Source organism: Haloprofundus halophilus (assembly GCF_003439925.1).
Classification (GTDB): Archaea; Halobacteriota; Halobacteria; order Halobacteriales; family Haloferacaceae; genus Haloprofundus; species Haloprofundus halophilus.
Genome location: NZ_QQRR01000001.1, coordinates 636949 through 653698, shown reverse-complemented (window position 1 = coordinate 653698; position 16750 = coordinate 636949). Strand labels below are relative to the sequence as shown.

The following is a 16750-nucleotide window of genomic DNA, read 5'->3' as shown; positions in this document are numbered from 1 at the left end:
TCACTCCGATTCCATCTCGACTTCCACCGCGACCTCGTTTCGCCGCATGAACGGCGGCGTGTACGGGTCGTTGTACTGCAGGAGGAACGGTTCACCCAGCGCCTCGACGCCCGCGGCGTCGAGTCCGTCGAGGAGCCGCCGTCGCTGGCGTCGCACTCGGCCGTCGCTGGCGTACCACGAGAACCGCCGTACTGCGACGGTTCGAGCGGGCTCGACGACGAGGCGAACTTGCGAGTTCGTCGGCGTCGGCGCGGTGGCGGGGGTGTACTCCGCGGGCAGGTAGAACGCCATTGTCACCCGACCCCGTTCGTCGTCGGTGCGGACCGGCGCGGTCATCGACACCTCCTCGCCCGCTTCGGCTCGGCCCGGACTCGTCGTCCGCGCCTCCTCGGTGGCGACGGGGGCGGTCATCGACACCTCCTCGTCGCCGGTGTTCGCCCCGGTGATGTAGCGGAACAGTCGTCGGAACGCCGTCTCTTCGTCGCCGGCCGCCGTCTCGACGAGCACCGACTGCGGATAACGACGTATCTCCACGTCGCCGTACTCGGCGACGGCCTCGTACGGAACACGTTCGGCGCTGTACGTCGAGTACGCGCCCCAGCCGGTCCACAGTGCGAGCGCGCCTCCGGCGGCGGCGAGCAGTTGTTTCGTCGTTCGTCGCACGGGGAAAGAGAGGAGAGCGAGGGTGAAAAGCGAGGCGGTGGGTGCGCGAACGCATCCAGTGACGCCGAACGTCTTCTGGGAACCGAGCGGCGAACGCACCGCCGTCCTCCCCGAAACCCGACCGGGGACGCCGGCGGTCACCCCGAGAACCCGCGCCCCGCGTCGGGTCGTTCCCCCTCGGAACGGACGAAAGTATCGAAACGGTGCACACTAACACTAAACGATACAACACGTACCGAGAAGCTTTACCGCGTTCCGCTCGGTTACCCTCTTAGAATGGATACCTCCTCATCGGCCGACGGGGAACTCCGCAGTCGGGTCCGACAGCAGGAGATCGTCGCCGAACTCGGCCAACAGGCCCTCGAAGCGGACGACCTCGACGCGCTGATGCGCGACGCGACGGCCGCCGTCGCCGAGACGCTGAACTGCGAGTACTGCAAGGTTCTCGAGTTGCTGCCGGACGGAGAGACGCTCTTTCTCCGACAGGGCGTCGGCTGGCGGGGCGACCTCGTCGGAGCGGCGACGATACCGGCCGACCGCGCCTCGCAGGCGGGGTACACCCTCGCCACGGAGGGCCCCGTCGTCGTCGACGACTTACGGAGCGAAGAGCGGTTCTCCGGTCCCGGCTTGCTCACCGACCACGACGTCGTCAGCGGCATCAGCGTCGTCGTCGGGTCGGTCGAACGACCGTGGGGGATACTGGGCGTGCACGCGACCCAGCGCCTGGAACTCACCGAACACGACGCCAGCTTCGTCCAGAGCGTCGCGAACATCCTCGCGTCGGCCATCGAGAACGAGCGAACGCAGCACGAGCTCGACGAGATCTACGGTCGCATCTCCGACGCCTTCTTCGCACTCGACGAGGAGTGGCGGTTCACCTATCTCAACGAGCGCGCCCACGAGTTGGTCAACCCCGAGGGGCGGACGCTGGTCGGAGAACGCATCTGGACGGCGTTTCCCGAAGCGGAGAGCAGGGCGTTCAAATCGAAGTACGAGCGGGCGATGTACGAACAGGAGACGGTCTCCTTCGAGGAGTACTACCCCGACCCGCTCGACACGTGGTTCGAGGTACGGGCGTACCCCTCGGAGACGGGGCTCTCCGTCTACTTCCGCGACGTCACCGACCGAAAGGAGCGCGAGCGCGCCCTCGAACAGAGCGAGCAACGCTATCGCACGCTCGCGGAGTCGTTCCCGAACGGCATCGTCACCCTGTTCGACGACGACCTCCGCTACACCCTCGCGGTGGGGCGAGCCTTCGACTACCTCCCGGTCTCTCCGAGCGACGTCGAACACCAAACGCCGAGCGAAACGTGGGGCGACGACGTGGGCGACGCGCTCGAACCGGCGATGCGGGAGGCCCTCGACGGAGGGGAGGCGTCGGTCGAGGTCTCGTACGTCGGCCGCGAGTGGAGCATCCACGTGGTGCCGATAGCCGACGAGGAGGGCGAGATATTCGCCGGGATGACGATGGCGCAGGACATCACCGAGCAGAAGGCGCAGGAGCGGGAGTTGCGCGAGGCGAAAACTCAACTGGAGGCGGCGACCAACGCGGGCGCGGTCGGCACGTGGGAGTGGGACATCCGACGGGACGAGATGGTCGTCGGCCGGTCGTTCGCCAAGACGTTCGGGATCGACCCTGAAGCGGCCCGCGAGGGCGTACCGCTCGACCGGTACGTCTCCGCCATCCACGAGGACGACCGCGACCGGGTCACCGCCGACATCGAGGAGGCAGTCGAGTCGTGCGGGGAGTACGAGTCCGAGTACCGCGTCCGGAACGTCGACGGCGAGTTCCGGTGGGTGGTCGCGCGAGGACACGTCGAGTGCGACGACGGCACCCCCGTCACGTTCCCCGGCGCGCTCACCGACATCACGGAGCGAAAACGCGCCGAACTGGAGCTACAGCGGAACAAGAACCAACTGGAGTCGCTGTTCGAGGTGCTCCCCATCGGCGTCGTCGTCGCGGAGGCCGACGGCCGACTGGTCGAAGCTAACGACACGGCGAAGGAGATCGGGGGCGGCGACGTGTTCGACGCCGAATCGGTCGCGGAGTACGCGCGGTTTCCGGCGGTGTGGGCGGAGTCGGGCGAGGCGGTCGATCCCGGCGAGTGGACGATGTCGCGGGTGCTCGACGGCGAGGAGGTGACCGACCCGGACGTCTACGAGATCGAGGCCGCCGACGGCGAGCGTCGCATCGTCAGCGCGCAGGGGATGCCGGTTCGGGGCGCCGACGGCGAGGTGACTCGCGGCGTCGTCACGGTGACCGACATCACCGAGCGTCGGGAGAATCAGCGACGGGTCGAAGAGAGCGAACGCCGGTACCGGACGCTCGTCGAACACTTCCCCGACGGAGCGGTGGGTCTGTTCGACGACGACCTGAAGTACACGGCCGCGGGCGGACAGCTCATGGACGAGATCGGCATCAGCGCGGAGGACCGGGTCGGCAACAGGGTCTCCGAGATATACCCCGACGAGCTGGTCGAGCAGGTCGAACCGTACTTTCACGCGGCGCTCGACGGCGAGGCGAACTCCTTCGAGGTCGAGTTCCACGACCGCCACCTGCTGGCCCACACGCTCCCGGTGAGAGACGCCGACGAAGCGGTCTTCGCGGGTATGCTCGTCGTCCAGGACGTGACCGAACGTCGGGAGTACGAGCGGATGCTCGAAACCTCCAACGAGCGACTGGAGCAGTTCGCCTACGTCGCCTCCCACGACCTCCAGGAACCGCTGCGGATGGTCTCCAGCTACCTCCAACTCGTCGAGCGACGCTACGGGGACGAACTCGACGAGGACGGCCGGGAGTTCCTCGAGTTCGCCGTCGACGGCGCCGACCGGATGCGCGAGATGCTCGACGGTCTGCTGAAGTACTCGCGGATAAACTCCCGGCAGAACCCCTTCGAGACGGTCGATCTCGACGACGTCCTCGCGGACGTCCGCGACGACCTCGCGATCAAAATCGAGGATAGCGACGCCGAAATAGAGGCGGAGACGCTCCCGCACGTCTACGGCGACGAGGGGCAGTTGCGTCAGGTGTTCCAGAATCTGCTGGACAACACGATTAAATACAGCGGGGACAAACCGCCGCGAGTGAACGTCGCTGCCGAACGGAACGGCACGAAGTGGACGATATCGGTGAGCGACGAGGGTATCGGCATCGACCCCGACGACGCCGACCGCATCTTCGGCGTGTTCCAGCGTCTCCACGGGCAGAGCGAACGAGACGGGACGGGTATCGGCCTCGCGCTCTGTGAACGGATAATCGAGCGCCACGACGGCGACATCTGGGTCGAGTCGGAACCCGGCGAGGGGGCGACGTTTTCGTTCACCCTGCCGGCGGCGGGTGGTCGCGGTGAGTGACCGTATCGGCACCGGACGACCGGCGGAGATTCTGCTCGTCGAGGACAACCCGGGCGACGTCCGTCTCACCGAGGAGGCGTTCAAGCAGGGGCAGATAGAGAACACCCTCCACGTCGTCACCGACGGAGTCGAGGCACTGGACTTCCTCTTCAAACGCGGCGAGCACGCCGACGCACCGTGTCCGGACATCGTCCTCCTCGACCTCAACCTCCCGCGGAAGGACGGCGACGAGGTGCTCGAAGAGATCCGAAGCGACGCTGACCTCGCGAAAATTCCGGTCATCGTACTGACGAGTTCGGACGCGGAGTCCGACGTCGTGAAATCGTACGAACTGCACGCGAACGCGTACCTGACGAAACCGGTCGACCCGGCCGAGTTCGTCGAGACGATACAGTCGTTCAACTCGTTTTGGCTCTCGATCGTCCGGCTTCCGTCGTGCGACGAACGCTAATGTCCGGAGACGAACTCGAAGTTCTCCTGATCGAAGACAACCCCGGCGACGTGAGACTCATCGAGGAGTTCCTCCGAGAGCCGGTCGGAGCCACGGCGCAGGACGGCTCGAACGGGGCGCGTAGCGCGCCGTCACTTCGACACGCGGACTCCCTCACGGCGGGACTCGAACTCCTGGACGACCGCGACGTCGACGTCGTGTTGTTGGATCTCGGTCTGCCGGAGAGCCAAGGGCTCGAGACGCTCGAAACGGTGCTCGAACGCGCGGCGCACACGCCCATCGTCGTTCTGACGGGACTGAAGGACGAGTCGGTCGGCCTGCAGGCGGTCGAACAGGGCGCACAGGAGTATCTCGTCAAGGACGAACTCACGAGCGTACTCCTGCAGCGGTCGATCCGGTACGCGATAGAGCGACAGAACCGCGAGCGACGGTTGGCCCACCAGCACGAACAGCTCGCGGCGCTCAACAACCTCAACGCCGTCGTCCGCGACATCAACGAGGCGCTGGTCCGGGAGTCGAGACACGACGACATCGAGCAGTTGGTCTGCGACCGACTCGTCGCCTCCGACTCGTACCTGTTCGCCTGGGTCGGCGCGCTCGACCACAACAGCAAGGAGATCACTGTCCGAGCCAAGGCCGGCGTCGGGAGCTACCTCGACGACGTCACCATCACCGCCGACGACAGCGAGACGGCCACCGGGCCGACCGGGAGAGCGATCCGGACGCAAGAGATGCAGGTCGCCCAGGACATCAAAACGAACCCCGACTACGAGCACTGGCGCGAGCGCGCCCTCGAGTACGGTTTCGAGTCGTCGGCGGCGATTCCGATCGCCCACGACGGACTCATGTACGGCGTGTTGAACGTGTACGCCGAGCGGCCGTACGCCTTCGAGGGGCAGGAGTACGAAGTCATCCGCCAGCTCGGCGAAATCGTGGGCCACGCTACCGCCGCGCTCGACCGGAAGGTGGCTCTGATGAGCGACGACGTCACCGAGGTCCGGTTCCAGGTCGAGAAGATGCTCCAGCAGCAGGGCGTCTCCGAGATTCCGGACGGGTCAATCACCATCGACCGCGTGATACCCATCGGCGGCGACTCGTACCTCGCGTACGGGGTGGTCGACGAAGCGGTGGTCGACTCCTTCCGGGACCTCGTCGAGCAGATCTCCCACTTCGAGAGCCTCAAGATAATCAACGAGGGTATCGGCTCCGTACAGTTCGAACTCAACCTCGAGAGGCCGCCGATCATCTCGACGCTGGCCGCACAGGGCAGCTACGTCAAGGAGGCGACCATCGAGAGCGGCGACCTCAACCTTGTGGTCCACCTTCCGCCGAGCGCGGAGGTACGGCGGGTGAGCGAGGCGGTACGGGAGGCGTACCCCGACGCGGAGGTGGTCGCCCAACGGCAGACGACCCGGCGCGACCGGTCCGCACAGCAGGTTCAGACGGCGGTGTCGGAGGATCTGACGGAACGCCAGCGCGCGGTGCTCGAGACGGCGTACCTCGCCGGGTTCTTCAACTGGCCGCGAGACAGCTCCGGGGAGGAGGTCGCCGAATCGCTCGGCGTCTCGGCGCCGACGTTCCACCAGCACGTCCGAATCGGCCTCTCGAAACTGCTGGGCGCGCTGTTCTCCGACGCCCCGGAAGACGAGCGGGATCGGTGATCGCAGGACCGGGCGCTACCGGTTTCGAACGTTCGTCTGAAAACTGATGGACTCGGCGGGATTTGAACCCGCGGCCTTTCCCCTGCCAAGGGAACGATCTACCACTGATCTACGAGCCCTCGTCTGCACTCTCACGTATCCCTGACCGACTAATAAGGGCTTCGACTCGTTGAAGCGCTTGGGTCACGTCCGCACGCCGTCGGGCGAACGCTCCGACTTCGAGACGACGCGAGCGACGAGTCGAAACGGTTTAACGTCGGACGGAGAAAGAGCCTGTGGGAACAGCACGGCCGCAACTCTGACTCGCCCGGGTTCTCTCTCCGGGCTTGGGATTGCGGAAGTGCACCGACAGCCGTCGGTCACGCTTTCTGCGGTCAGTGCCGTTCCAATTTCGAACTATGGCACGAATGCACACCCGTCGCCGCGGCTCGTCCGGTTCGGACCGCCCGGTGACAGACGAATCCCCCGAGTGGAGTGACGTCGACGCAGACGACGTCGAACAGCGCGTCGTCGAACTCGCAGAGCAGGGCCACGACCCCAGCGTCATCGGCCTGAAACTGCGCGACGAAGGCGTCAAAGGTACCCCGGTCCCGAACGTCAAACTCGCGACCGGCAAGAAGCTCACCGAGATTCTCGAGGAGAACGACGCGAAAGACGAACTCCCCGAGGACCTCAAGAACCTGATGCAGCGCGCGATTCGACTCCGCGAGCACGTCCAGGAGAACCAGCAGGACCACCAGAACCGTCGCGCCCTGCAGAACACCGAGTCGAAGATTCGCCGCCTCGTCAACTACTACCGAGGCGACGCGCTCGACCCGTCGTTCCGCTACAGCTACGACGTCGCCGTCGAACTCCTCGAATAAGCGATGTCGACCGCGCGCTCCGCCGACGCCGAGACCGCCCCCGCCGCCGTCGCCGCGGCGCTCGCCGACGCCCCCTTCGTCCGGGTCGTCGCGCGCGCCGACGGCGACTCGCTGGCCGCGAGTGGCATCCTCGCGCGTGCGCTGCGCAGCGCCGATATCCCGTTCCACGTCCAACTCCGACCGAATCCGGCGACCGCCGTCGCCGCCGACACCGACGACGTCGTCGTCTCCGTCGGCGCGACGTCGGCGCCGCTCGCCGTCCCCGGCGACGACGCACCGGCGACGCTCGCCGCGTACCACGCTGCGAGCGAACTCGGCGACACGTCGAACGCGACGCTCGCACTCGCGGGCATCGCCGCGTTCGGCGACTCGCTCGAAGCCGACGACTACGACGCGCTCCGCTCGGCCGCCGAAGCCGCCGGGGCGACGCACCGTCCCGGCGTCGGCGTTCCGGTCGGTGACCTCGCGGACGGCCTCGCCCACTCGACGCTGCTCTACGCGCCGTACTCCGGCGACGTGGAGTCGGCGCGGGCGCTGCTGGCCGAGACGAGTCTGCCGGCCGATCTCGACGCGGACGCGCATCGCCCCGTCGCCTCCCTCGCCGCGCTCGACGCGACGGGGGCGGCCGACGCGACGCCGCGCGCGGTCGAGTCGCTCGACCGCGTTCTGCGCCCGTACGAGACGCCGGACGGTCCGTTCGAGACGGTCGAGGGCTACGCCGACGTGCTCTGCGCCGTCGCCCGGGAGCGCCCCGGAACCGGCGTCGCGCTCGCACTCGGTCACGCCACCGACGCGACGCGACAGGCCGCGCTCGACGCGTGGCGCACCCACGCGCTCGAAGCTCACACCGTCCTGCGCGAGGCCGACACCGCCCGGTTCGCCGACTGTTTCGTCGTGCGGACCGACCTCGGGTCGGACTCGCTCGGCGTGCTGGCGACGGTCGCACGGTTGGCCCGCGACTTCCGGTCGCCGGAGCCGGTCGTGCTCGCCGCCGGCGACGGCGCCGCCGCCGCCGCGAGCGCCGACTCCCGACGGTTGGGAGAGACGATGGCGACCGCGGCCGCCGAATTCGGCGGCGCGGGCTACGGACGAGGAGACGAGGGCGAAGCGCGCTTCGACACCGAGGAGACGGACGACACGGACGCGACCACCACATCGGACGCATCGACGACAGACCAACACCCGTTCACCGCGGCGTTCCGGGAGGCGCTTCGCGCGTGAGTCCGAACGCGAGTTCGGCCGCGCGGACCGCCCGCGTCGAGACGACGCACGAGGAGGCGGCGCTCGTCGCCGCCGCGCTCGCCCCCGACGACACCGACGAGATGACGACGACGGTGAGTGACGATCGCATCGTCACCGTCATCGAGCGGGAGACGACCGGCGGCCTGCAGGCCACGGTCGACGACTACGTGGTGAACCTGACGGTCGCAGAGACCGTCATCGACGCAGTTAGAGACACAACATGAGCGAACGTTCAGTATCCAAGCAGAAACGAGGCAAGCGATGGTACTCCGTGCTCGCGCCCGAGCAGTTCGACCGGGCCGAACTCGGCAAGACCGTCGCTGAGGAACCGGAGATGGTGTACGGACGCACCATCGAGACCACGCTCGGCGAACTTACCGACGACGCCGGCGCGAACAACACGAAACTCACGTTCAAGATCAACGACGTGGGTTCGGACTCGGCGTACACCGAGTTCATCCAGCACGAACTGACGCGCGACTACCTGCGCAGTCTGGTTCGCCGCGGCGCCTCGAAAGTCGAGGTCAACATCACGGTGCTGACGACCGACGACTACCGCGTCCAGGTCCAGCCCGTGGCGTTCACGACGAAGAAGGCCGACCGCAGCCAGGAGCAGGCGATTCGCCGGGTCATGATCGACCTCGTCCGCGAGGCCGCCGAGGACCGAAGCTTCGAACAGCTCATCGACAGCGTCGTCGAGGGCCGGCTCTCCTCGGCCATCTACGGCGAGGCGAAGACCATCTACCCGCTCCGCCGGGTCGAGGTCCAGAAGCTCTCGCTGGAGGCGCGTCCCGAGGAGGTCGAAGCCGAAGAGGAGGCCGCCGTCGACGTCGACGAGTCCGACGTGGCCGAAGAAGTCGCCGAAGAAGCCGAGTAAGTCGGCTTCGCCGCCGCGGACACGAATTTTTCCGAACCGAGTCGCGGAGCCGTCGCTCGACTACGAGCCGTCGCCCGACTGCGACTCGTTGCCCGACTCCGAGCCCTCCTCGACGACGACCGTGCCGACCATCCCGCCGGTCTCGTGGGGGATGCAGACGTACTCGTACCGGCCGGGCACCTCGAAGGTGTGCGCGAACGTGTCGCCGTTGTTGAGCGCGCCTTCGAGGTCGCGCCAGCCGTCGCGGGCGGCCTGTTCGTTCTCGAAGCCGCCGGTGGCGAAGTATTCGGCCTCCTCGGGGATGGAGTTCTCGTAGGCGGTGACCGTGTGGTCCCGGGTGCTCGTGTTCTGCCAGACGACCTCCTCACCGACGGAGATAGTGACTTCCGGCGGGTCGAACGCCGTCGCCGTCATCCCGACGTCGTAGTCGTCCCCCTGTCCGCTCACGCCGTTACAGCCCGCGAGCGCCGTGAGTCCGGTCGCCCCAGCCGCGGCGAGAAACGCGCGTCGATTCATACGTTGCCCTCGGTACCGGCCGGATAAAGGCGGCGTGGTCTGCGCGTCGAAATCGGCGGTCGACTTCGGACGGAACGTCGACGACTTCGGACGGCACGTCGACGACTTCGGACGGCACGTCGACGACTTCGGACGGCACGCCGACCGACTCCGGATGTAAAGACGTATACCGCACCTCTGCAACCCCGAAAATATGCACTCCCGGTTCGTCGTCGGTCGGTTGGGCATCGCCGACGTTGTCACCGTCGGCAACGCCGGACTGGGGTTTCTCGCCGTCGCCGCCGCCAACGTCTACCCGGGTCTCGCGGCGAGACTCATCCTCCTGGCCGCCATCGCCGACGGACTCGACGGCGTCCTCGCCCGGCGCTACGGCGGCACCGACGCCGGGCCGTACCTCGACTCGTTGGCGGACGTGGCGTCGTTCGGCGTCGCTCCGGCGATGGTCGTCGTGGCCGCGGTCCGCGCCGCCTGGGGGTTCGACTCGCTTCGCGTCGCCGTCTCCCTCGCCGTCGCGGCGCTGTTCGTCGCGCTGGCGGTCACGCGCCTCGGGATGTACACCGCCTACGACGCCGACTCCGACCAGACCCGCGGCGTCCCGACGACGCTCGCGGCGACGATTCTCGCCGCGGGCGTCCTCGTCGGTTTCACCGACCCGTTCCCGCTCGTCGGACTGACCGCGCTGCTCGCCGTGTTGATGGTGACGACGGTTCCGTACCCCGACTTGCACACCCAGGACGCGCTCGTGATGGGCGTCGTGCAGGCGCTGGCGATTCTGTTCCCCCACCGAGTCGGCGGCGGGTTCGCCTTCGGACTCCTCTTTTTGGCGCTGGCGTACCTGTTCCTCGCGCCGCGTTTCTACTGGGGTCGGTGAGCCGAACGTCGTCCGAGTCGAACGCCGTCGTCCGCTACATCCCCATGTCGCCGGCGTCGTCGGGCACCGGGAGGTCGTGCGGCGAGACGCCGAGCAGTTCGGCGGCGTGGTCAAGCGCCATGTCGAAGCCGTAGTAGCGCTCCAGTTCGTCGCCGTCGGCGGTCGGCCGAACTTTCAGCATCGCGTAGCCGTCGACGTTCTGGGCGATGGCGGCGGTCCGTCCATCGCGCGCGAACTGTACGATGCGCTCGCCCTCGGTCTCGTAGTAGCGCGCCTCCACGTCGCCGGCGCTGGCTTCGCTCATGGCGCGTCGTTGGAAACGACCGAACCTATGGGTTCCGGAGCGTCCGGCGCGCGGCCGTCGTCGCCGGCGGCCGCGAGACGCGTCGCTCGGGGAACGTCGAGAACGAAGTATGAATGCGGACGGTCGGGGTTGCCCGGCGTTCCGGTACGGGGAATCCCGGTTGCCTCCTCCACCCCGCGATCCTACGAGCGACACACGTCCGACGGTGGGCTGCTCGCTTCCGCGCCTGACCCAGTACCGCCGATGAATCGTGACGGTTCGCCCCTGCGGACGAGCGACGCGAAGCCGCTGTCCCCGCAGGACGAGGTTTCTACGTTGGCTTTCGGGGCCCGTACCGGTCTGACCGGACGCGCCCGACGTTCGGTCCCCGCTAAAGACTCTATGGCGGGTTGACGAGCAGGGCCTAACTGCCCGACCTAGTCCACTCTGAACTACTCCGGTCCGACTTAAGGGCCTTTCGACTCTCGTCGCACAGAATACGAAGACGGCGCGCGGTTCGACGGTCGGATTCAGACTACTTCGCGGGCGTACACGCCGGCGACGACGGCGACGACGGCCGAGAGCGCGACGACGACCCAGCGGTGGTTCTGTATCCACGCGGCCTCCGGCGGGAAACTGAACAGCAGCGTCTGGTCGATAGCTGTCGCCCACAGAAGCGACAACACCAGCATCGCGAGTCCGAGAACGACGGCGACGCCCGCGACGAGGTCCGGTTCGGCGTTGCCGCGCGGCCCCGAGAGGAAGACGACGGCGGCGATGGCCGCGAGGAAGCCGACGCTGTTCGCGCCGACGGAACCGGCGGCGTAGTACGCCGACAGCGGCGCCTCCGGGTTAGTGACGACGAGGTACGGGACCGCGACGGCGACGAGAAGCACGAGACTGGCGACGGTGCCGGCGGTGGCGACGGCGTCTGCTGTGCGCATACCGACCGTTCGGTTCGCGGGGAGGTTAAACCGTTTGAGACGCGTTCGACGTTCCAGAAGGGAAACCGGTAAGCGGGTGGCACGCACGCGTCCGGTATGGAACGCGTAGCGATCATCGGTGCGTCGATGACCCGATTCGGGCAGCGCGACGCCTGGATTCGCGAGTTGCTCGCGGAGGCCGGGCGGGCCTGTCTCGACGACGCGGGCGTCGCACCGGACGCGATAGACCACCTCTACGTCTCGAACATGGCGAGCGGCGAGTTCGAAGGCCAGACGGGCGTCCCGAACGCCCTCGCGCACGACCTCGCGGCGATGCCCGCCTACACCGCGCGCATCGACCAGACCTCGTCGTCGGGCGGCGCGGGCACCTACGCCGCCTGGCAGTCGGTCGCCTCCGGCGCGAGCGAGATGACGCTGCTCGTCGGCGGCGAGAAGATGACCCACCGAACGACGGCCGAATCCACCGACGTCATCGCCTCGCTCACTCATCCCGTCGAGTACAAACACGGCGTCACGCTCCCGAGTTTCGCAGGGCTGACCGCTCGCCTCTACCTCCACGAGTACGACGCCCCCCGCGAGAGCCTCGGCAAGGTCGCGGTGAAGAACCACAAGAACGGCGTCGACAACCCTCACGCGCAGTTCAGAAAGGAGGTCGACCTCGACACTGTCTTGGAGTCGCCGGTCGTCGCCGACCCGCTTCGCCTCTACGACTTCTGTCCCATCACCGACGGGAGCGCGGCGCTGCTGTTCTGCCCCGAGTCGGTCGCCCGCGAGTACACCGACGAGTACGCCGTCGTCTCGGGCATCGGCGGCGCGACCGACACCCACGTCGTCCACGAGCGCGCCGACCCGACGACGATGGGCGGCGTCGTCAACTCCAGCGAGATCGCCTACGAGATGGCCGACCTCGGTCCCGACGACGTCGACGTGGCGGAACTCCACGACATGTTCACTATCCTCGAGTTCCTGCAGTCGGAGGACCTCGGCTTCTTCGAGAAGGGCGAGGGTTGGAAAGCCGTCGAGGAAGGGGTCACCGACCGCGACGGCGAGCTCCCCATCAACACCTCCGGCGGGCTGAAGTCGAAGGGACACCCCCTCGGCGCGTCGGGCGTCGCGCAGGTGTACGAGATTTACAGACAGCTCACCCGCGACGCGGGCGACCGACAGGTCGACGCCGACACCGGCCTGGCGTGCAACGTCGGCGGGTTCGGCAACTGCGTCACCACGACGATTCTGGAGGCGGAACGATGACAGAGACCCGCGAGACGGAGAACCCACCCATGGAAGCGGCACGGTACGCCGACGGCAGCATCACGTACCCGCCGCACCCGCTCGGCCCCGACGGAAAAGAACCGGTCGACACCGTCGACCTGAGCGAGTACAGCGCCACCGTCGTCACGTGGACGACGAGCACAGCGACGCCGCCGGGCGTCCGCGCGCCGAACTCGCTGGCCATCGTCGAGTTCGACGTCGACGGCGAACCGGTGCGCGCCATCGGTCAACTCGACGTCGACGGCGAGAGCCACGGGGTCGAAATCGGCGACGAGGTCGAACCCGTCTACGCCGAGGAGCTCCGCGATCCCGACGCCGGCATCCGCGAGAAGGAGAGCCAAGAGTGGGACGGCTACCGGTTCCGACCGGTTCGCTAACTCGGTACCCCCTCCCCCGGTACAGACCGTCGCCGTCGCGTCTGCGTCGACGGTGGACGCTCCGCACTCCTGAACGCACCCGCAGCCGCCGACCGAAACCAGCGATTCCACGTCTCGTAGCACAGACGACGATACGCCGTTTCGGCGTGCTGTTTCCCTTGCCGTTCCGTTACGGACGGCGAACGTTTTTGAAGGAAGGCGCGGCCAGCCTCTCGCGTGACCTAACGAGTCGCGCACGACGGCCGAGGCAGGAGTACGGTGACCCGTCGTGCGCTCCGATTCGCCGTCTGTTCGCTACCCCGTTCCGAGTCGTTACTCCTCGTCGTCCTCGGGTCTGGGCTCCTCGCCGCGCTCCGCTCGCTCGACCTCGTCGCGAATCGAATCCAACTCCGACTCGATGTCGACCGTCGGTGGCTCGTCTGAGTCGTCTCCGGTCCGTTCAGCGTCGTCGGAATCGTCTCCGTCCCATTCGGCGTCGTCGGAGTCGTCTCCGTCTGTTTCGTCGCTCTCCTCGTCGCTGACGGAGATTCTGACCGCACCGTCGTCGAACGCGTCGTCGCGTCCGTTTCGTCGCATCGGACCGCCTCGCTCCCGGGTCGTTCGTGGCCGACCGTCCGACGAGCGGTCGCGCCGTTCGGAGTCGCGGGTACGCCGTCGACTGTCGGCGAGACGCTCTTCGATATCTCTGGAGAGCTGTCGCGCCTCTTCGACGATGTCGCGGGACTCGCCGTTCTCGGGGAGATCAGCCTCCGAGAGCGCCCGCTGAAGCTCCGAGAGCGCGCGCTCCAGTCCGTCGACGGCGACGCGGCCCACGTCGTCGGCGTGACGACGGGTCGTCTCGCGGGCGCTTCTGCTCTCCTCGCGTATCGCGCGCTCGGGGTCGGCGAGCCGAAGCAGTCTCCGGAACAGTTCGAGCGCCTGAATCGTCGCCTCCAGCGTCGAGATGACCGTCGGGATGGTGTACTCCTCGGTGAATCGGAGGATGTCTCTCGGCGTCGGCGGTTCGAAGGGTCGGCGGCGGGGGGCCCGCCCCTCACGGAGTTCGGAGCGGAGTTCCGACAGCGTCTCCTCTAACTCCCCGAGAAGCTCTTCGAGGTCGTCGTCGCGGCGGCTCATGGTTCCGTGTTGGTCGCCTGAAGGGAATAAGGCTTTGTCCCGTCCGTTCGGCAGGTGTCCGCTCCGTTCCGCGACTAGGCGCGCCGGTACTGCACGGGCCAGTCGACGTCGACGCCGAGTTTTTCGGCTGCGTGCAGCGTGAAGTACGGGTCGCGGAGGTGCTCTCGACCGACGATAGCGAGGTCGGCGCGCTCGTTTCGAATCAGTTGGTCGGCCTGCTCGGCCTCGGTTATCTTCCCCACCGCGCCGACGGGCATCTCGGTCTCCTCGCGGATGGACTCGGCGAACCGGACCTGATAGCCCGCACCCGTGTTCGTGATCTGCTGGTCGGGGTGGATACCGCCTGAACTCACGTCGACGAGGTCCGCACCCGCCTCCCGGAGCAGCGGCGCGAGGCGAACCGACTGTTCGAGGTCCCACGACTCGCGGTCCGGCAACCAGTCGGTCGCCGAGATTCGAACGAACACCGGTTTGTCGTCGGGCCAGACGGTCCGGACCGCCGAGGTGACCTCGCGGACGAGCCGCGTGCGGTTCTCGAAACTGCCCCCGTAGTCGTCCTCGCGCGTGTTGGTGACCGGCGAGAGGAACTCGTGGAGGAGGTAGCCGTGGGCGGCGTGGACCTCGGCTATCTCGAAGCCGGCGAGGTGCGCGCGCTTGGCGGCTTCGGCGAATCGGTCGACGACGACCTCGATGTCGTCGGCGTCAAGCGCGTGCGTCTTCGGATACGACTCCTCGCGCGGCCAGGGTTCGTCGGTCGGCCCGTACACTTCCCAGCCGCGCTCGTCGGGCGAGACGGGACCGCCGCCGTCCCACGGACGATGGGTGCTCGCCTTCCGCCCGGCGTGGGCTAACTGAATCGCGGGGTGACTCCCCTGCGAACGGATGAACGACGCGATGGGCGCGAGCGCGTCCGCCTGTTCCTGCGTCCAGATACCGAGGTCGTCCGGCGAGATGCGTCCCTCGGGCGAGACGGCCGTCGCTTCGGTCATCACGATACCGGCCCCGCCGACCGCTCGACTCCCGAGGTGGACTCGATGCCAGTCGGTGGCGACGCCGTCGGGCGAGGAGTACTGACACATCGGCGAAACCATCACGCGGTTCGGGATCTCCGTTCCGCGGAGGGTCAGGGAACTGAACAGTGAATCCGTCATCGACGATGCTACGGCGGCATCGACAAAACGAGTACCGACTCGCCGCTCGGTCGGCACCCACAATATTTATTGTACACACGGTCGTCTCTTTTCGAATAATGAACGCCCCCGGGCAAAAATCCGTCACTCAGACGCTCTCGGAGTTGAAGCGCCGGGGGTGTAACATCCTCGTAGTCGGGTCCGCAGCACTCGACGCTCGGCAGGCTCTCACCCGCCGACTTCTCGGCGACGCGGTGACCGAGTCGCGCAAACGACTGTTCGTCTTCACCGACGGCGTCTACACCCACGAACGGCTCGGAAACGGGTCTCGGGACCCCGACTCGCTCCGCGTCGTCTCGCAGTCTGCGGTGGTCCGCGGTGCGGCCGCCTCCGAGGGACTCTCGGGGTCGAATCTCGGTGGCCCGGTGTCCAGAGAGTACGTCGAAGCCGACGACCTCGGGTCGCTGTCGTGGGCTATCGGCGACGCCATCGCGGCGTTCGAGGCGTCGGACGGACTCGACGCCGGCGAACTCCGCCTCTGTTTCGACTCGCTGTCGCCGCTCGTCGACGACTGCGGCGTCCAGTCGGTGCGCCGCTTCGTCAGCGTCGTCGGAGGTCGAGTCGGTTCCGTCGCCGGGATGGCGCACTACCACCTCTCGGTTCCCTGCGACGACCCGCTCGTCGACGAACTCGCGGACTCGTTCGACGCCGTCATCGAGCTTCGGCTCTGCGACGAGACGCCGGAACACCGGTGGCGCTTCCCCGACCGAGCGCTCTCGACCGAGTGGCTGGCTATCTGAGCCCGCTCGCGTCGCGGTCGACTGCCGAACGACGCCGAACGACGCCGAACGACGCCGAACGACGCCGAACGACGCCGAACGACGCCGCCCGTTCGGTCACGTTCACGAGTTGACGCAGTTTAGGGCAACCAAAACATACTTTGCTTTAGGCTCACCTAACACGACCATGGCAGTCTCCGACGCCCGCGACGACGACTCCGCCCGCCCAGCGGAACCCGAGTTCTCCGTTTCGGCGTGTCAAACCTCACAGAACCGAACCGTATTCACCGAAGACGGAAACAACGACGGCTGGATAGCGACCGACTTCACGGTCGCTCTCGAACGGTAGTT

The 16750-nt window shown here is 67.3% G+C and carries 18 protein-coding genes, 1 tRNA gene and 1 other RNA gene; 12 read left to right on the top strand and 8 right to left on the bottom strand.

Annotation, left to right across the window (positions count from 1 at the left end):
• Entirely contained in the window at positions 1–663 is a 663-nt protein-coding gene (locus DV709_RS03255) for an SOUL family heme-binding protein (RefSeq protein ID WP_117591718.1), read from the bottom strand.
• 276 nt (positions 664–939) lie between these two features.
• Between DV709_RS03255 and DV709_RS03250 the strand changes: the two genes are divergently transcribed.
• From DV709_RS03250 to DV709_RS03240, 3 genes are read left to right on the top strand one after another with little or no spacing between them, the layout of a single operon-like run.
• Positions 940–4017: a PAS domain-containing protein gene (locus DV709_RS03250; RefSeq protein ID WP_117591716.1), complete on the top strand. Its 3078-nt coding sequence runs from the start codon at positions 940–942 to the stop codon at positions 4015–4017.
• Positions 4010–4468, top strand: coding sequence for a response regulator (locus tag DV709_RS03245; RefSeq protein ID WP_117594049.1), 459 nt, complete (start codon positions 4010–4012; stop codon positions 4466–4468). The genes DV709_RS03250 and DV709_RS03245 overlap by 8 nt, the downstream gene beginning before the upstream one ends.
• Positions 4468–6129 (top strand): bacterio-opsin activator domain-containing protein, encoded by a 1662-nt coding sequence (locus DV709_RS03240; protein ID WP_157972633.1) that lies wholly within the window; start codon positions 4468–4470, stop codon positions 6127–6129. The genes DV709_RS03245 and DV709_RS03240 overlap by 1 nt, the downstream gene beginning before the upstream one ends.
• A gap of 47 nt (positions 6130–6176) precedes the next feature.
• Here DV709_RS03240 and DV709_RS03235 read toward each other — a convergent pair.
• Positions 6177–6248, bottom strand: a tRNA-Ala gene (locus tag DV709_RS03235).
• A 279-nt stretch (positions 6249–6527) separates the two neighbouring features.
• Here DV709_RS03235 and DV709_RS03230 point away from each other — a divergent pair.
• From DV709_RS03230 to DV709_RS03215, 4 genes are read left to right on the top strand one after another with little or no spacing between them, the layout of a single operon-like run.
• Positions 6528–6992 carry a 30S ribosomal protein S15 gene (locus DV709_RS03230; RefSeq protein WP_117591712.1) on the top strand — a complete coding sequence of 155 codons (465 nt, stop codon included), beginning with the start codon at positions 6528–6530 and terminating at the stop codon, positions 6990–6992.
• 3 nt (positions 6993–6995) lie between these two features.
• Positions 6996–8213: an exonuclease RecJ gene (locus DV709_RS03225; RefSeq protein ID WP_198665637.1), complete on the top strand. Its 1218-nt coding sequence runs from the start codon at positions 6996–6998 to the stop codon at positions 8211–8213.
• A complete protein-coding gene (locus DV709_RS03220) occupies positions 8210–8458 on the top strand; it encodes a KEOPS complex subunit Pcc1 (protein WP_117591710.1) in 249 nt (82 codons plus the stop codon). Before DV709_RS03225 ends, DV709_RS03220 begins: the two co-directional genes overlap by 4 nt.
• Complete coding sequence (locus tag DV709_RS03215; RefSeq protein ID WP_117591708.1) at positions 8455–9111, top strand: 30S ribosomal protein S3ae; 657 nt, start codon at positions 8455–8457, stop codon at positions 9109–9111. The genes DV709_RS03220 and DV709_RS03215 overlap by 4 nt, the downstream gene beginning before the upstream one ends.
• Before the next feature lie 60 nt (positions 9112–9171).
• Here the strand turns inward: DV709_RS03215 and DV709_RS03210 are convergent, their stop codons facing one another.
• The gene (locus DV709_RS03210; RefSeq protein ID WP_117591707.1) at positions 9172–9627 is read right to left on the bottom strand and encodes a cupredoxin domain-containing protein; all 456 of its coding nucleotides are present in this window, start codon (positions 9625–9627) and stop codon (positions 9172–9174) included.
• Between the two features lie 193 nt (positions 9628–9820).
• Between DV709_RS03210 and DV709_RS03205 the strand changes: the two genes are divergently transcribed.
• On the top strand, positions 9821–10498 hold the full coding sequence (locus DV709_RS03205) for a protein sorting system archaetidylserine synthase (RefSeq protein WP_117591705.1): 678 nt from the start codon (positions 9821–9823) through the stop codon (positions 10496–10498).
• Positions 10499–10532: 34 nt separating this feature from the next.
• Here DV709_RS03205 and DV709_RS03200 read toward each other — a convergent pair whose 3' ends face one another.
• The 3 genes from DV709_RS03200 to DV709_RS03190 form a co-directional block, all read right to left on the bottom strand.
• Positions 10533–10802: a DUF7111 family protein gene (locus DV709_RS03200; protein WP_117591703.1), complete on the bottom strand. Its 270-nt coding sequence runs from the start codon at positions 10800–10802 to the stop codon at positions 10533–10535.
• Between the two features lie 113 nt (positions 10803–10915).
• An RNA gene (gene ffs / locus DV709_RS03195) (signal recognition particle sRNA) lies at positions 10916–11229 on the bottom strand.
• Between the two features lie 82 nt (positions 11230–11311).
• Positions 11312–11725 (bottom strand): DUF7548 family protein, encoded by a 414-nt coding sequence (locus DV709_RS03190; RefSeq protein WP_117591701.1) that lies wholly within the window; start codon positions 11723–11725, stop codon positions 11312–11314.
• Positions 11726–11821: 96 nt separating this feature from the next.
• Here DV709_RS03190 and DV709_RS03185 point away from each other — a divergent pair, with 96 nt between their 5' ends.
• Complete coding sequence (locus DV709_RS03185; protein WP_117591699.1) at positions 11822–12976, top strand: thiolase family protein; 1155 nt, start codon at positions 11822–11824, stop codon at positions 12974–12976.
• Positions 12973–13374: an OB-fold domain-containing protein gene (locus DV709_RS03180; protein ID WP_117591696.1), complete on the top strand. Its 402-nt coding sequence runs from the start codon at positions 12973–12975 to the stop codon at positions 13372–13374. Before DV709_RS03185 ends, DV709_RS03180 begins: the two co-directional genes overlap by 4 nt.
• A 312-nt stretch (positions 13375–13686) precedes the next feature.
• On the opposite strand, the gene DV709_RS03175 is transcribed toward DV709_RS03180, so the two are convergent.
• Together DV709_RS03175 and DV709_RS03170 are read right to left on the bottom strand one after the other, a co-directional pair.
• Positions 13687–14490, bottom strand: a complete 804-nt coding sequence (locus tag DV709_RS03175) for a DUF7547 family protein (protein ID WP_117591694.1) — start codon at positions 14488–14490, stop codon at positions 13687–13689.
• A 74-nt stretch (positions 14491–14564) separates the two neighbouring features.
• Positions 14565–15641 (bottom strand): NADH:flavin oxidoreductase/NADH oxidase, encoded by a 1077-nt coding sequence (locus DV709_RS03170; RefSeq protein ID WP_117591692.1) that lies wholly within the window; start codon positions 15639–15641, stop codon positions 14565–14567.
• Positions 15642–15739: 98 nt separating this feature from the next.
• Between DV709_RS03170 and DV709_RS03165 the strand changes: the two genes are divergently transcribed.
• Together DV709_RS03165 and DV709_RS17955 are read left to right on the top strand one after the other, a co-directional pair.
• A complete protein-coding gene (locus DV709_RS03165) occupies positions 15740–16420 on the top strand; it encodes a DUF7504 family protein (protein WP_117591691.1) in 681 nt (226 codons plus the stop codon).
• Between the two features lie 166 nt (positions 16421–16586).
• Positions 16587–16748: a hypothetical protein gene (locus tag DV709_RS17955; RefSeq protein ID WP_168191254.1), complete on the top strand. Its 162-nt coding sequence runs from the start codon at positions 16587–16589 to the stop codon at positions 16746–16748.
• The last annotated feature ends 2 nt before the right edge of the window (positions 16749–16750 follow it).

Coding starts and splice junctions, on each gene's coding strand:
- DV709_RS03250 (WP_117591716.1), top strand. CDS start 940: ATGGATACCTCCTCATCGGCCGACGGGGAACTCCGCAGTCGGGTCCGA.
- DV709_RS03240 (WP_157972633.1), top strand. CDS start 4,468: ATGTCCGGAGACGAACTCGAAGTTCTCCTGATCGAAGACAACCCCGGC.
- DV709_RS03230 (WP_117591712.1), top strand. CDS start 6,528: ATGGCACGAATGCACACCCGTCGCCGCGGCTCGTCCGGTTCGGACCGC.
- DV709_RS03225 (WP_198665637.1), top strand. CDS start 6,996: ATGTCGACCGCGCGCTCCGCCGACGCCGAGACCGCCCCCGCCGCCGTC.
- DV709_RS03215 (WP_117591708.1), top strand. CDS start 8,455: ATGAGCGAACGTTCAGTATCCAAGCAGAAACGAGGCAAGCGATGGTAC.
- DV709_RS03210 (WP_117591707.1), bottom strand. CDS start 9,627: ATGAATCGACGCGCGTTTCTCGCCGCGGCTGGGGCGACCGGACTCACG.
- DV709_RS03205 (WP_117591705.1), top strand. CDS start 9,821: ATGCACTCCCGGTTCGTCGTCGGTCGGTTGGGCATCGCCGACGTTGTC.
- DV709_RS03200 (WP_117591703.1), bottom strand. CDS start 10,802: ATGAGCGAAGCCAGCGCCGGCGACGTGGAGGCGCGCTACTACGAGACC.
- DV709_RS03190 (WP_117591701.1), bottom strand. CDS start 11,725: ATGCGCACAGCAGACGCCGTCGCCACCGCCGGCACCGTCGCCAGTCTC.
- DV709_RS03185 (WP_117591699.1), top strand. CDS start 11,822: ATGGAACGCGTAGCGATCATCGGTGCGTCGATGACCCGATTCGGGCAG.
- DV709_RS03180 (WP_117591696.1), top strand. CDS start 12,973: ATGACAGAGACCCGCGAGACGGAGAACCCACCCATGGAAGCGGCACGG.
- DV709_RS03175 (WP_117591694.1), bottom strand. CDS start 14,490: ATGAGCCGCCGCGACGACGACCTCGAAGAGCTTCTCGGGGAGTTAGAG.
- DV709_RS03170 (WP_117591692.1), bottom strand. CDS start 15,641: ATGACGGATTCACTGTTCAGTTCCCTGACCCTCCGCGGAACGGAGATC.
- DV709_RS03165 (WP_117591691.1), top strand. CDS start 15,740: ATGAACGCCCCCGGGCAAAAATCCGTCACTCAGACGCTCTCGGAGTTG.
- DV709_RS17955 (WP_168191254.1), top strand. CDS start 16,587: ATGGCAGTCTCCGACGCCCGCGACGACGACTCCGCCCGCCCAGCGGAA.